This is a genomic window from Lentzea aerocolonigenes (assembly GCF_000955955.1).
Classification (GTDB): domain Bacteria; phylum Actinomycetota; class Actinomycetes; order Mycobacteriales; family Pseudonocardiaceae; genus Lentzea; species Lentzea aerocolonigenes_A.
Genome location: NZ_JYJG01000054.1, coordinates 23,828 through 36,846, shown reverse-complemented (window position 1 = coordinate 36,846; position 13,019 = coordinate 23,828). Strand labels below are relative to the sequence as shown.

Genomic DNA, 13,019 nt, shown 5'->3' with positions numbered 1-13,019 from the left:
GGGTTCATCACGCCTTCCAGGAGCGACCCGTTGACATGATGGCCGTACCGAGCCAGGTAACGCTCGGCCGTCAAGGTCCCGTACGAGAAGCCGTGGATGTTGATCTTCTTCAGGCCCAGCGCCGTCCGCAACGCGTCGGCGTCGCGCGCGTTCGTGTAGGCGTCCAAACGGGAGTCGAGACCGGGCACGCCGGTGGTGCACGACCGCCAGAAGTCCTGCTGGTTCGCCGCCAATGCGTCAAACGCGGGACTGTCGGTCGGTGGCACGTAAGGGATCTTGACCGCCGGGGCGGTGGCGCACGTCATCGGGCTGCTCTCGCCCACCCCGCGCGGGTCGAGTGCGATCAGGTCGTAGCGGGGGAGCGCGTCGCGCAACGTCGCGAAGCTCAGGTCACCCGTCTGGCCGGGGCCGGACGGGAAGTTCAGGATCGTCCCCTCGCTGTTCGCGGCCTTGAGCCGGAAGACGCGCAACGCCACGGTGCCGCCCGAGGGCCGCGACCAGTCGACGGGCACGCTCAGCCTGCCGCACTCGGTGCCGGGGATGACCGGGAGACCGGTCCGTTCGCACGCACCCCACTGCACCGACGGAGACACCGGCGGGGACGCCTGCGCCACCCCGGTGATCGAGAGCGGGAGCAGCCCCGCCACGGCCAAGCCGGCCAGCCTACCGACGTTCATGAGCACATCACTCCGAAACTTCCTTGCAGGACAATGACTTTTCGAGAGTGGATCAACCAGGAGTAGTCCGGCATCGGGCTGTGGGACCCCCTCGGGATCCGCCTCAGGTAGGACAACCTTCACCTCACCGGCCGAGAGAACCGGTACAGCCAGGTAGTGACACCCCACGTGAGCACAGGTATAACTTGTTCTCATACGGCTAGAGTGAGGAAGATCACATGGCCCACACAATGAGGTGTGACAACGGTTCCAAAGGTCCTTCGCGCCGCACGTTCATTACTGGAACAGGTTCTATTCTTGGGGCGGTGGCTCTGGGAGGCCTGGCAGGCACGGCGAAAGCGTCGATCTCCGACGCGGCGGTCGTCCCCGCTCTCGTGATCGGCAGCGGCTACGGCGGGTGCGTGACGGCCCTGCGCCTCGCCCAGGCCGGCGTCGACGTCCACATGATCGAGATGGGCATGTCCTGGGACACCCCAGGCCCGGACGGCAAGATCTTCGCCAACACCACGACGCCCGACCAGCGGTCGTTCTGGTTGCGCACGAGGACGAAACAGCCGCTGAGCAACTTCCTCGGCTTTCCGATCGACAAGGACATCCCGAAGTACACGGGAATCCTGGATGCCGAGGAGTTCAGCGGCATCACCGTCTACCAGGGCCGCGGTGTCGGCGGCGGGTCGCTCGTCAACGGCGGCATGGCCGTGACGCCGCGGCGCGAGTTCTTCGGCGAGGTCCTGCCCTCGGTCAACCCGGACGAGATGTACAACGTCTACTACCCGCGCGCCAACGCCGAGCTCGGGGTCACGCTCATCGACCCGGCCTGGTTCGACTCCACCCCGGCCTACCAGTACGCCAGGGTGGGCCGCAAACACGCGCAGCGGTCCGGTTTCCCGTTCGTCTACGTGCCCAACGTGTACGACTGGAACTACATGAAGCAGGAGGCGGACGGCACCGTCCCGAAGTCGGCGCTGGCCGGCGAGATCCTGTACGGCAACAACTACGGCAAGAAGTCCCTGCAGAAGACCTATCTCCAGAAGATCAGGGCCACCGGCCGCGTCACGATCTCCCCGCTGCACCGGGTCACCTCGGTCACCCCGGCGTCAGGTGGCTACACGGTCACGATGGAGGAGCTCAACACCACCGGAGGCGTGGTGGCCACCAAGTCCGTCACGGCGGCCAAGGTGTTCTTCGCGGCGGGCAGCATCGGCACCAGCAAGCTGCTGACGAAGCTCAAGTCGACTGGAGCCCTGCCGAACCTGAACGGTGAGATCGGCCAGGGCTGGGGCGACAACGGCAACGTCATGGTCGGCCGCGCGAACCACCTGTGGGACCCGACCGGTGCGCTGCAGTCGTCGATTCCGACCGCGGGCATCGACAACTGGGCGGCGGGCGGCGCGTTCGCCGAGGTGGCCCCGTTGCCGACCGGGATCGAGACGTACGCGTCGTTCTACCTGTCGATCACCAGGACGCCGAGCCGGGCGCAGTTCTCCTGGAACGCCGCCGCCGGAAAGGTCGACCTGAACTGGCAGACGGCGTGGAAGCAGACGTCCATCAACGCCGCCAAGTCCATCTTCGACAAGATCAACGCGAAGGAGGGGACGATCTACCGGACCGACCTCTTCGGCGTCTACAAGACCTGGGGCGACCACCTCACGTACCACCCGCTCGGCGGCGCGGTCATCAACAAGGCCACCGACAACTACGGTCGCCTGCACGGCTACAGCGGTCTGTACGTGATGGACGGTTCGCTGATTCCCGGCCTCACCACCGTGAACCCGTTCGTGACGATCACCGCGCTCGCCGAGCGCAACGTCGAGAAGATCATCGCCAACGACTTCTGACGGTCCCTCGTGGACGGCTCAGAACTTCGGCAGCACGCACCTGGTGTCGAGGCCGAGTACGTGGTTCAGCCTGCCGAACGCGAGCCAGGAGCCGATGCACATGCTCAGCTCCGCGATCTCCACCTGGCTGTAGTGCTCGGACATGCGGGACCAGAACTCGTCGTCGAGCCCGTGGTGATCCAGTGCGTACCGCTCGGCGTACTCCGCGGCCAGCCTCGCGCGGTCGTCGAAGGCGTCGGTGGTGCGCCACTGGGTCACCGCGTCGAGGAACTCCTCCTCGACCTTCTGGCCGTCGCGCTCCGTCCGCCAGTCCAGGCAGAACATGCAGCCGTTGATCTGCGCGATCCGCAGCCGTGCCGCCTCGAACTCGCGCAGCCCCAGCGTGGTGTGCTGGTAGACCGCGAGTGAGAAGTTGGCGGCCGCGATGCCGATGCCGGGCACCATCTCGCCCCACACGTAACCGATGGGGTCCTTGCCCTCGGGGATGTCGATGTTCATCGCGGTTTCCTTCCGAGCTTGCCGACGGCGGGGCGAAGCGGGATGTCGAGCGCGTCGTAGAGGCCGGGCTCGGCCTCGACCAGCCAGTCGATCGCGTTCACCAGCCGGCCGACCGCGGTCGCGTTGCCTCCAGCGGAACGGTTCTCGCCCTCGTCGGTGGCCTCGACCGAGACCTCGATGTGCGGGCGTCCCTCGATGATCACCTTGTGCGCACCGTCCCCGGACGGCGGCATCGGCCAGTCCGTCGCGCAGGAGGCGTGGATGCGCGTGACGTGCTCGATGACGATCAGTGGTTCGCCGCCGACGACGCCCTGCACCTCGAACCGGATCGCGCCCTGCGTGCCCGCCTCGAACTCGCCCATGGTCCGGGTCGTGACGGTGGTGTCGAGCGCGCGCCGGTCGACGGTCTCGCGGATCTCGTCGACCTCCACGCCCAGTGCGCGGGCCATCAGCCGGATCTGGCCGCCCCACACCATGGTCGGCACCGTCGGCATGAGCATCGGCGCCTGGTAGTCGAGCGGCTGGCCCATGCCGATCAGCCACCGCACGGCGTCGGGCTGGTCGTAGGTGGAGTAGTCGAAGATCTCCTGGCAGCGGATCGCGTCGACCTCGCTGCCCAGGCCGCTGACGAGCAACGGCAGCACGTCGTTGCCCCAGCCGGGGTCGACCCCGGAGACGAACAGCGAGCCGCCGCCCTCGGCGATCGCGGCTAGAACCGGTTCTCGCAACTCGGCGGGCGCGCTGCGGTGGTCGTAGAGCGCGTACAGCGACGGCGTGACGACGACCGCGCCCGCCCGGATCGCCTTGGTGATGTCGGCGAGGGCGTCGTCCGGCCGGATGTCGCCGGACGCCGCGTACACCACGGCACCGGGACTCGTGGCCAGCACGGCGTCGATGTCATTCGTCGCGGCAATCCCGAGTTCGACGTCGAGACCGGCGAGTGCGCCCGCGTCCTTGCCGACCTTGTCCGGGTTGTTGACGACCACGGCCGCCAGCTTCAGCGCCGGATGGGCCTCGACGGCCCGGATCGCGGCACGACCGACGTTTCCCGTTCCCCACACCACAGCGGCGATCATGCGCTGAAGCATAACTAGAACACGTTCCAGTTGCATAGCGTTTCGGGGACCGGTTCATTCGGCCGGAACCCGCGGAATGTGGTCAGGTGATCACGTGATGAGCGAGCAATGGGTGCCGGTGGAGCACCGCTTCCTCGGCCTCGACAGACGCACGTTCCGGCCCGCGTTGATCGCCTTGGCCGTGGCACTCGTGCTGGCGTACGGCCTTCCCGCGCTGAACGTCGCGATCCCGTGGCACAACGAGATCAAGGCCGGCGCGGTGCTGGATCTCGGCAACGGTGCGACCGCGGTGCCGCCGGTGGGCTGGCAGCTGGAGAACGGCACGTTGACGGGGGCGTCGCCGACGAGCCTGCAGGTCGACCTGGCGACGGGTGGCGCGACGATCGGCCTGCGCGGCGCGTCGTTCACCGGGAGCGCCGACGCGTTCCTCGACCAGGTGCTGCGGTCGCAGGGCAGTCAGGGTGTTGCGGCAGGACGCGGCACGGTGACGACCGACGGGGGACTGGTCGGCGTCGCGCAGAGCAGCAGTTCGCCCAGCGGTGACGGGGTGCAGGTCGCGTTCAAGATGTCGGGCGACGTCGCGCTGCTGGTCCGCGTGCGCACCGCGCCGGGCCAGTTCGAGCGTTATCAGGACACGGTGAGCGCCATGCTGCGCTCCATCACGCCGGGAGCGGGCCGATGACCGCGGCTGTGAAGAACGCGCAGCTCGTCGCGATCGAGCAGTCCGGGTGGGGTCAGCCGTTCCGGTTGTTCCAGCCGGACAACCTCGCGTTCTGGGTGTACACCGTGGGGGTCGGCGGCGGTGCGCTCGCGATGTTGCGCTACTTCGGGCCGGGCGCGGACTTCTACCGGCCGGCGCTGACCGGCGGTGTGCTGCTGTTCGGGCTCTACCTGATCCCGTGGCTGCTGCTCCTGCGTCACCACAACCGCTACACCGCGCAGCCTGGCGCGCTGCTCGCCACCGGGTTCGTCTGGGGTGGCGTCGCCGCGACGTTCTGGATCGCGCTGCCGGCCAACTCCGCGCTGCTGGAGATCTGGACGAAGATCGGCGGCACCCAGTTCGCCGCCGACTGGGCCGCCGGGCTGACCGCGCCGATCAACGAGGAGTTCGGCAAGGCGCTCGGGCTGGTGTTGCTGATCGGGTTGGCCCCTCGGCTCGTGCGCAGTGCGTACGACGGGTTCATCATCGGCGCGTTCATCGGCCTGGGGTTCCAGGTGTTCGAGGACGTGCTGTACGTCTACAACGGCGCCGCGCAGTCGTTCGGTGTCGACCAGATCGGTTCGTCGCTGCAGATCTTCCTGATCCGCGGCGCGTTCGGGATCGTGTCGCACGCCCTGTTCAGCGCGATCTTCTGCGCCGGGTTGATGTGGGTGCTCGGACGGGTGCCCGGCGACCGCAAGGTGCTGCGCGGACTGCTCACGATGCTCGCCGCGATGGTCTTCCACTCCGCGTGGGACTCGATGTCGGGCATCGCCGGTGGCAGGGTGCTGCTGTCGATCCTGCTGCCGTTCCTGATCGCGGCGGTGGAGCTGTGGACGTTGTTCTCCGTGCTGCGGCACGCGGCCCGGCAGGAGCGGGTGTGGGTCCGGGACCTGCTCGGGCCGGAAGTCGAGGCAGGTGTGGTGGATCCGGCGCTGCTGGCGGCCGTGAGCGGGCTGCGCAGGGACCGCAAGGCGTTCCGCAAGCTCGTGCGCAACCGGCGCAGGGCCCGTCACCTGGTCGAAGCCGCCGGTGACCTCGCTCGTGAGCTCGCGCTGGCGGGAGGCCACGAGACCCACCGGGTCGCCCACGCCCGAGCTGAAGTGGTGCGATTGCGCCACGGGTGACAACCTGACTGGTGGGCACTCCCGTTCCAACGAGTGTGCGGCTGATCGTGTTCGTGTTGCTGGCCCAGATGGCGTTCGCGATGGTCACAGCGGCCGTGCGGCAGACGCCGACCATCGACGAGCCGGTCTACATCGGCGCGGCGGTGGCGCAGCTCGAGCAGCACAGCCTGCGCTACAACGCGGAGCACCCGCCGTTCGGCAAGCTGATCATGTCGACCGGGCTGGTGTTCGCCGACGTCCGCTTCGACCCGTCGTTCGTCGGCGATCAGACGGCTTTCGGGCGGCACGTGCTGTACGAGGCGGGCAACTCACCCTGGCGGCTGTTGTTGTCGGCGCGCTTGCCGATGATCGTGCTGACGTTGTTGTTCGGGCTGGTGGTGTTCCTGTTCGCGCGGGATGTCTTCGGGCCTGCGGGCGGGGTGGTCTCGCTTGCGCTGTACGCGCTCTCACCGGACGTCATCGCGAACGGGTCGTTGGCGACGCTCGACGTTGCTGTGGCCGGGTTTGTGCTGACTGCGGTCTGGTTGACGTGGAGAGCCGATGTTCATCCAGCCCTGGTAGGACTCGCTCTGGGGGCGGCCGTGGCCACGAAGATGACCGCGCTGGCCGCGGTTCCGGTGGTGTTGCTGCTGGTCGTGTTCTCCACGCAGCGCCTCAAGGCGGCCGGGATCGCGGGGTTGGTCGCGGCGGTCGTGGTGTGGGCCTCCTATGTCGTCGTGGATCCGCTGGCGCCGTTTCCCCAGCTGTATCTGGACGGGATGGGCGCCCAGTTCGGCATGGAGAACCGGGTGTGGGGAGGGTTCCTGTTCGGCACGCACTACGAGGGCTCGCGCTGGTACTACCTCCTTGCGGCGCTGCTCGTGAAGACACCGTTGGGCGCGTTGGTGCTGTGGGTTGCCGGTTCGGTGGTTCTGGTGCGCCGGAAGCGTGTTGCGGCCGTCCACGTGCTCGCTCCCACGGCCGTGCTGCTGGCCCTGATGATGATGAGCAGCCGTGATCTGGGCGTGCGGTACGCGGTCTTCGTGCCGATGTTCCTCGCGGTCGCGGCTGGTGCTGTTGTTCTCGTTCGTCAGCGATGGGCGTACGTGGCGGTGGCGTTGGTCGCGGTCAGTTCCCTGCTCGCGTTTCCCTACTACCTGCCTTACTCCAACGAGGCGTTCGGCGGGCCGGCCAGGACACATCTGTACCTGCACGACTCGAACGTCGACTGGGGACAGGATCTCGGGCGGCTCGCGGATCGGCTGCGGGAGAGGTATCCGGGCGAGCGGGTCTGGCTGGTCTACAAGGGAGCGGGTGTGCCGTCGTACTACGGCGTCGAGGCTGCTGATCCGCGGGTTGTGCCGTCACGCGAGGTGCGCGGGTTGCTCGTGGTGTCGGACACGGCGATCGCCAAGGCCGACGACCGGCTGGCCGCGCTGATCGCGAGCAGCACGCCGGTCGACGAGGTGGGTCACTCCATCACGATCTTCCGGCGGTGAGTCAGCGGACGTCCAGCAGCACGACGCGGTCCGCGAACCCGCCGCGTTCGGCGGCCTTCCCGGCTCGGATCCGTTCGAGTTCCGCCGGCGACACCCCGGCGGCCTGGGCGAGGGCGTGGAGGACTTCCATGATGTCGGCCAGTTCTTCGACCTCGCCGGACTCCAGGAACTCCGCCACCTCCTCGGACAGCTTGTCGCGCAGGAGTTCCCGGTAGCGCTGGACGTCCGCGATCTCGGTGACGGGCTCTTCACCGTTCGCGCGCACGAGCTCGGGAATCCTGTCGCGCACCAGTTTCGGCATGGTCATCTCCGGCCCTGCACCAACCCGTTCACATGCGCATAAGCGACGGCGTGCACCCGGTCGCGCAGCCCCAGCTTGGCCAGCACGCGCGACACGTGCGTCTTCACCGTCTCGTCGCCGACGTGCAACTGAGCGGCGATCTCGGCGTTGCTGTACGCCGCCGCGACCAGTTGCAGCACCTCGCGTTCGCGTGCGGTGAGCAAGGCGAGCTCTGGCGGGGTTGGCGGAGGAGCGAGGCTCACGGCGAAGCGCGCGATCAGGCGTTGCGTCACGGACGGGTCGATCAGCGCGTCGCCGCGCGCCGCCACCCGGACCGCCGAGATCAGTTCCTCCGGTGGCAACGACTTCAGCAGGAACCCGCTGGCACCGGCGTTCAGCGCGCGGTAGACGTACTCGTCGCTGTCGTAGGTCGTGAGCAGCAGGACCTTGGTGCGGTTGGCGGGGTCGGAGAGGATCATCTCGGTGGCGCCGAGGCCGTCGAGCTTGGGCATGCGGATGTCGAGCACGGCCACGTCCGGGCGCAGGCGGGCGACTTCGGAGACGGCGGCGCGGCCGTCGGCGACCTCGGCCACGCACTGCAGATCCGGCTGGGTCTCGAAGATCGCGCGCATCCCGGACCGCAGCATCGCGTGGTCGTCGGCGAGCAGCACGGTCAGCGTCATGAGACCTCCAGCGGGAACGTGACTGCGGTGCGCCAGGTGCGGCCGTCCGGTTCGAGGCCGGACTGGGTCGTGCCCGCGAACATGCCCGCACGGTTGCGGATGCCGACCAGGCCGCGCCGGACGGAGCCGTTCGAGCCGTTGCCGGAACCCGTGCCGTTCGCGGCGGTGATGGTGAGCGAGTCGGGCGAGTACTGCAGGGTGACGGTGACGCCGGACGAGTCGCCGTGCCGCAGCGCGTTCGTCAGCATCTCCTGGATGATCCGGTAGACCGTGATGTCCAACGAGTCGGGCACGTCGCGTCGAGGCCCGCGCACTTCCAGGCGGGCCGGGGTGCCTGCCGCGCGGACGCCGTCGAAGAGCTCGTCGAGGTTGTCGAGGCCGGGTTGGCGGGCACCTTCGGACTTGTCGCCGTGCAGCAGGTCGAGCAGGTGCCGCAGGTCGACCATGGCCGCACGGCTGGACGTCTCGACCGACCGCAGCGACCCGGCCAGCTTCGTGTCGCCGTTGGGGAGGCTCAGCCGCGCCGCACCGGCGTGCAGGCCGATCGCGCTCACGTGGTGCACGATCACGTCGTGCAGGTCGCGGGCGATCGCGCTGCGTTCCTCGGTGATGGCTTTGGTGACGGCGGCCTGGGCGTCCGCCTGCTCCACCGCCGAGCGCTTCTCCAACTCGGCGAGGTAGGCGCGGCGGGCGGTGGTGTAGCGGCCGACGAGGAACGGCAGGATCGCGATCTTCGCCACCACCAGCAACGACCGCACCACGTCCGTGCCCATCGCGTACGGGCAGACGAACGCGCTCGCGGCGACCACGGCGAGCGAGGACCATGCTTCGACGCCGCGCAGCCAGGCTCCCGCGCGGTAGCCGGCGATCAGCAGGCCGGCTTCGTTGGCGTGGATCCGGTCGCCGATGGTGATCAGGACGATCAACGGGACGGCCGCCTGCAGGGCCGCGACCCAGCCGGCCGACCTGGCGGGTCCGGCCAGCAGCGCGTTCACCGCCAGGGTCATCGTCAGCACGACCGCGGTCTGCCACGGCGCACAGCGGTTGAGCAGCACGAAGCCGCCGTCCGCGACCATGCACGTGGCCGCGACCAGCCACGACTGGTGCTTGAGTGACAGCTTGATCGGGTACATCGCTGCAGAATCTTGCCGCATCACGACCCTGAGCACGTCCTACTTCGCAGGGGTCGGAAGTCCCCCGTGCGGGGGACCCGGTTTCCGCCTGCGCAGTGACGCATTCGGGCCCGCATGATCGATACCTTCGGCCACGATGAAGCGAAGTGGTGCGATCTTGCTGCTCGCGCTGGGGGCGATCCTGGGGATCGTGACACCGGCGCTGGCCGACGGTGCCCAGGTCGGGGCAGACATCCACGTGGCGCAGACGCTCGGCGGCCGCGACCTCACGGTGATCATCCGGCGGGTCGCGGAGGTGCCGGGGCCCGTCCACGTCGACGTGGTGACGCACGCCGGTTCGCCGCCGGGGGAGATCACCCTGACCGCACGGGCCGCGGGTGCTCAGACCAGTACGACGAAGGTGGTTCTGGGCGAGAAGCCAGGTTTCTACTCGGGTGTCCTGACCATCGACCGGCCTGGGCCGTGGGAGCTCGCGGTCGACGAGGCGACGATTCCGTTCGTCGTCCCGGCGCTGGTGGCGTCGCCGTGGGAGAACGCGACCTACGGCGGGTTCATCGCGGCCGGTGTGCTGCTGTTCCTGGCTTTGCTGTTCGCGGTGTTCGGAAAGCCCGGTCTGGCACTGGTCCCGACGGCGGGCATGGTCGCGGCGATCGCTGTCGCGGCGACGGCGGCGTTGCTGTCGCCGGGCATTCCACCGGTCGCGGCGCCCGGAACTCAGCTGGATCCGACGTTCGACAACGTGAACGACCCGTACCAGCGAACGTCCGCAACGGACTTCTCGCGGCCGCCGGTGAACCTCGTGCCGAGCATGAACGGCAACGACCTCGTGCTCAGCCTCACCGACGGATCGTCCGGCAGGCCCGTGGACGACCTGCTGGTGCACGACAGCGCGTTCATGCACCTCGTGGTGGTGTCGCCGTCCGGAAACCTCCGCCACCTGCACCCGATCCGCACGGCACCGGGTGAGTACCGGGCTCGTCTGCAGGCTCCCGAGCAGGGCACGCACGCGATCGCCGCGGAGATCGCCCGGCGTGGCGGGGGAGTGCAGCTACTCCGGTCGCAGGTCGACGTCGCCGGGAGCACCGCTGTCAAGAACGACGGAAAAGCCGGGCTGGCAACGGAAATCCGGGAAGCGGGCCGGCCGAGCACGATCACGGCCGGGTTCGGCGCGAAAGATCTGCAGCCGTGGCTGGGGATGCTCGGGCACATGATCGTCGTCGGCCCGGTCACCGGCAGTCCGGCGGACGCACCGATCTGGGCGCACGTGCACTCGATGATCCCGCCGACACCGGGCATGCCCGACAAGCCGGACGAGAGCGTGGCCGCGTACGGACCGAACGTGCCGTTCACGTACTCGTTCCCGTTGCCCGGCAGGTACCTCGTGTGGATCCAGGTCGAACGCGACTACTCGATCATCACCGTTCCGACGGTCGTCGACGTGCCGGCGAAGGGGGTTGCCGAGAAGTGAAGCGTTACGTCCTGATCGCACTGGCCGTGGTCGTCGCGGCAGCAGGAGCACTGGTCGTCCTGTGGCCGCGAACCGTGGCAGCACAACCACATCTGGCCGAGACCGGGCAGCTGCGGTTCGTGCTCACGCCCGCGAGCACGAAGAGCGGCGTCAACTCGTTCGACCTGCGGATCACGGATCTGCGAGGGAAACCCGCGCAGGGCGACGAGGTCGTCGTCGAACCGGCGATGCCGCAGATGGGCCACGCGATCGCCCCGATCACCGCGGGGCCGCTCGAACCCGGTCACTACCAGGTCGGCGACGTCGGCCTGTACATGCCGGGGCAATGGGAAATCACCGTGTCACTCAGTGCGGAGCGGGTGGTCATCCCGCTGCTGCTCACCTGAAGGGGGATCAGTGGACATCACGGCGGTAGCACCGGCCACGAGGTCGGTGCCGAGGGGGTTGGTGCCGGCGAGCCTGGTGCTCGGCGGCACGCTGATCTCGCTCATCGGCCTGACCTGGGACATCCAGTGGCACTCGGACGTCGGGCCGGACACGTTCTTCACGCTCCCGCACCTGTTCCTGTACGCGGGCAGCGCGATCTCCGGGCTCGCGAGCCTGGTCGTCGTCCTCATGACGACCGCGGCCGCCAAGCGCGACCAGGACATCGACCCGATCGTCGGCGGCCGGGCGGTCGGCGTGTTCGGACGCACCTTCGCGGCACCCGTCGGCTACCTGATCTCCGGCACCGGCGCGGCGCTGTTCCTCGTCTACGGCCTGTGGGACCAGTGGTGGCACGGCCTGTACGGCTTCGACGCCGTGATCGACTCGCCGCCGCACATCGGCCTGCTGCTGTCGATCTCGATCACGATGGTCGGTGCGGTCATGGTCTTCGCGGTGGCACGCGACCAGCGCTGGGGAACCTTCGGCACGGTCGTGGCCGCAGCCGCGTTGCTGGTGTTCAGCATGGTGACCTCGCTCGGCCTTCGTGCGGTGCCCGCGGGGTTCGCGAACCCGGTCTCCGTCGGCACGGCGTTCTTCTCGGTGATGATCCTGTTCATGGCCGCCCACGCGCTGAGCCGCCGAGGTGGCGCGCTGACCGTGGGTGTGTCGGTCGCGGTGCTGCAGGCCGTGTTCTGGTGGTTCTCCCCGTGGGCGGCCGAGGTGTACGCGAACGCGAGCGGCCTGCCGTTGCGCGACTACACCGACGGCATCCCCGGTATGCCCAACATGATCCCGATGTGCCTGGTCGTCGTCGCGGTGGCCGTGGAACTGCTGCACAGGATGCCCGTGTGGATCCCGGGTGCGGTCGGCGGCGCGATCATCGCGGCGTGCGCGCCACTGCAGCGCCTCCTCACCTACGGCGCGCCCTTCCACGCCAACGGCAGGTACTTCGCCACGATCGTCCTCGCTGCCGCGTTCGGCGCCCTCGCCGCGCTGCTCGGCCGCCGCTTCGGCCACATGCTGCGCCAACTCGCACCAGCAAAGGAAAACAGCCATGCGTAAGACGTTGCTGGGACTCCTGGGCACGGCCGCGCTGCTGCTCGGCCTCGCCACCCCGTCGCTCGCCTTCGAGCCGGTGAACGTCGTCCACACCGAGAAAGTCCAGGCGGGGCCGTACAACCTGACTGTCGGCTTCAGCACGTGGCCGGTGAAAGCCATGCAGTCACTGGACTTCACGTTCGCGCCGGAGGACGGCATCGCGGACAAGAAGGGCAAGCTGACCCAGATCCTGGGCGCCAAGCTCGTGGACGACGAACCGCTCGCCCGCCATCCCCGCAAGCGCGACGTCTGGGGCCTGGACATCCGCGCCCTGCCCGCGCCGGGCACGTGGACGTTCAAGTTCGACATCGACGGTCCGGCCGGTCCCGCGACCGGTGAGCTGAAGAACCTGCAGGTGATGGAGCAGCCGGGGCCGCCGATGGGGTTGTCGTGGGCGATCAGCACGATCCCGCTGTTCGGGTTGATCGCGTTCATCGTGGTCGCGTGGCGGCGGACACGGTCCACTAGCGCTGTGTGATCGCGACCTGGCATGGTGTCCACCAAGGAGAATTGGGGACTCCGTTGGGGGATGTCTGC

14 protein-coding genes are annotated in these 13,019 nt (G+C 68.6%); 8 read left to right on the top strand and 6 right to left on the bottom strand.

Annotated elements, in window-relative coordinates; translation table 11 throughout:
- Positions 1-677 (bottom strand): alpha/beta fold hydrolase (locus UK23_RS09880; RefSeq protein ID WP_156212991.1); only part of this gene is annotated, 677 nt, incomplete at its 3' end.
- A gap of 230 nt (positions 678-907) precedes the next feature.
- On the opposite strand from UK23_RS09880, the gene UK23_RS09875 reads away from it, so the two are divergent.
- Entirely contained in the window at positions 908-2,515 is a 1,608-nt protein-coding gene (locus UK23_RS09875) for a GMC oxidoreductase (RefSeq protein WP_156212992.1), read from the top strand.
- An 18-nt stretch (positions 2,516-2,533) separates the two neighbouring features.
- Here UK23_RS09875 and UK23_RS09870 read toward each other — a convergent pair whose 3' ends face one another.
- A complete protein-coding gene (locus tag UK23_RS09870; RefSeq protein ID WP_045311109.1) occupies positions 2,534-3,013 on the bottom strand; it encodes a carboxymuconolactone decarboxylase family protein in 480 nt (159 codons plus the stop codon).
- Entirely contained in the window at positions 3,010-4,089 is a 1,080-nt protein-coding gene (locus UK23_RS09865; RefSeq protein ID WP_045311116.1) for a dihydrodipicolinate reductase, read from the bottom strand. The genes UK23_RS09870 and UK23_RS09865 overlap by 4 nt, the downstream gene beginning before the upstream one ends.
- A 97-nt stretch (positions 4,090-4,186) precedes the next feature.
- Here UK23_RS09865 and UK23_RS09860 point away from each other — a divergent pair, with 97 nt between their 5' ends.
- Genes UK23_RS09860 through UK23_RS09850 form a run of 3 tightly spaced genes read left to right on the top strand, consistent with a single transcriptional unit; the run spans position 4,187 to position 7,394 of the window.
- Positions 4,187-4,771 carry a hypothetical protein gene (locus UK23_RS09860; protein ID WP_231114443.1) on the top strand — a complete coding sequence of 195 codons (585 nt, stop codon included), beginning with the start codon at positions 4,187-4,189 and terminating at the stop codon, positions 4,769-4,771.
- The gene (locus UK23_RS09855; protein WP_045311107.1) at positions 4,768-5,916 is read left to right on the top strand and encodes a PrsW family intramembrane metalloprotease; all 1,149 of its coding nucleotides are present in this window, start codon (positions 4,768-4,770) and stop codon (positions 5,914-5,916) included. Before UK23_RS09860 ends, UK23_RS09855 begins: the two co-directional genes overlap by 4 nt.
- Positions 5,917-5,927: 11 nt before the next feature.
- Positions 5,928-7,394, top strand: coding sequence for an ArnT family glycosyltransferase (locus UK23_RS09850; RefSeq protein ID WP_231114442.1), 1,467 nt, complete (start codon positions 5,928-5,930; stop codon positions 7,392-7,394).
- A gap of 1 nt (position 7,395) precedes the next feature.
- Here the strand turns inward: UK23_RS09850 and UK23_RS09845 are convergent, their stop codons facing one another.
- Genes UK23_RS09845 through UK23_RS09835 form a run of 3 tightly spaced genes read right to left on the bottom strand, consistent with a single transcriptional unit; the run spans position 7,396 to position 9,490 of the window.
- Positions 7,396-7,695, bottom strand: coding sequence for a nucleoside triphosphate pyrophosphohydrolase (locus tag UK23_RS09845; protein ID WP_196777677.1), 300 nt, complete (start codon positions 7,693-7,695; stop codon positions 7,396-7,398).
- 2 nt (positions 7,696-7,697) lie between these two features.
- On the bottom strand, positions 7,698-8,357 hold the full coding sequence (locus UK23_RS09840; protein ID WP_045311104.1) for a response regulator: 660 nt from the start codon (positions 8,355-8,357) through the stop codon (positions 7,698-7,700).
- Positions 8,354-9,490 carry a sensor histidine kinase gene (locus UK23_RS09835; protein ID WP_045311103.1) on the bottom strand — a complete coding sequence of 379 codons (1,137 nt, stop codon included), beginning with the start codon at positions 9,488-9,490 and terminating at the stop codon, positions 8,354-8,356. Before UK23_RS09835 ends, UK23_RS09840 begins: the two co-directional genes overlap by 4 nt.
- A 136-nt stretch (positions 9,491-9,626) precedes the next feature.
- On the opposite strand from UK23_RS09835, the gene UK23_RS09830 reads away from it, so the two are divergent.
- Genes UK23_RS09830 through UK23_RS09815 form a run of 4 tightly spaced genes read left to right on the top strand, consistent with a single transcriptional unit; the run spans position 9,627 to position 12,960 of the window.
- A complete protein-coding gene (locus UK23_RS09830; protein ID WP_156212990.1) occupies positions 9,627-10,958 on the top strand; it encodes a hypothetical protein in 1,332 nt (443 codons plus the stop codon).
- Positions 10,955-11,344, top strand: coding sequence for a FixH family protein (locus UK23_RS09825; protein ID WP_045311102.1), 390 nt, complete (start codon positions 10,955-10,957; stop codon positions 11,342-11,344). The genes UK23_RS09830 and UK23_RS09825 overlap by 4 nt, the downstream gene beginning before the upstream one ends.
- 10 nt (positions 11,345-11,354) lie before the next feature.
- Positions 11,355-12,446: a hypothetical protein gene (locus UK23_RS09820; RefSeq protein WP_045311101.1), complete on the top strand. Its 1,092-nt coding sequence runs from the start codon at positions 11,355-11,357 to the stop codon at positions 12,444-12,446.
- A complete protein-coding gene (locus UK23_RS09815; RefSeq protein ID WP_045311100.1) occupies positions 12,439-12,960 on the top strand; it encodes a hypothetical protein in 522 nt (173 codons plus the stop codon). Before UK23_RS09820 ends, UK23_RS09815 begins: the two co-directional genes overlap by 8 nt.
- The last annotated feature ends 59 nt before the right edge of the window (positions 12,961-13,019 follow it).

What these genes read in the sequence shown, in the direction of transcription:
- UK23_RS09875 (WP_156212992.1), top strand. Translation starts at nt 908, where the DNA reads ATGAGGTGTGACAACGGTTCCAAAGGTCCTTCGCGCCGCACGTTCATT.
- UK23_RS09870 (WP_045311109.1), bottom strand. Translation starts at nt 3,013, where the DNA reads ATGAACATCGACATCCCCGAGGGCAAGGACCCCATCGGTTACGTGTGG.
- UK23_RS09865 (WP_045311116.1), bottom strand. Translation starts at nt 4,089, where the DNA reads ATGATCGCCGCTGTGGTGTGGGGAACGGGAAACGTCGGTCGTGCCGCG.
- UK23_RS09860 (WP_231114443.1), top strand. Translation starts at nt 4,187, where the DNA reads ATGAGCGAGCAATGGGTGCCGGTGGAGCACCGCTTCCTCGGCCTCGAC.
- UK23_RS09855 (WP_045311107.1), top strand. Translation starts at nt 4,768, where the DNA reads ATGACCGCGGCTGTGAAGAACGCGCAGCTCGTCGCGATCGAGCAGTCC.
- UK23_RS09845 (WP_196777677.1), bottom strand. Translation starts at nt 7,695, where the DNA reads ATGCCGAAACTGGTGCGCGACAGGATTCCCGAGCTCGTGCGCGCGAAC.
- UK23_RS09840 (WP_045311104.1), bottom strand. Translation starts at nt 8,357, where the DNA reads ATGACGCTGACCGTGCTGCTCGCCGACGACCACGCGATGCTGCGGTCC.
- UK23_RS09835 (WP_045311103.1), bottom strand. Translation starts at nt 9,490, where the DNA reads ATGTACCCGATCAAGCTGTCACTCAAGCACCAGTCGTGGCTGGTCGCG.
- UK23_RS09830 (WP_156212990.1), top strand. Translation starts at nt 9,627, where the DNA reads ATGAAGCGAAGTGGTGCGATCTTGCTGCTCGCGCTGGGGGCGATCCTG.
- UK23_RS09815 (WP_045311100.1), top strand. Translation starts at nt 12,439, where the DNA reads ATGCGTAAGACGTTGCTGGGACTCCTGGGCACGGCCGCGCTGCTGCTC.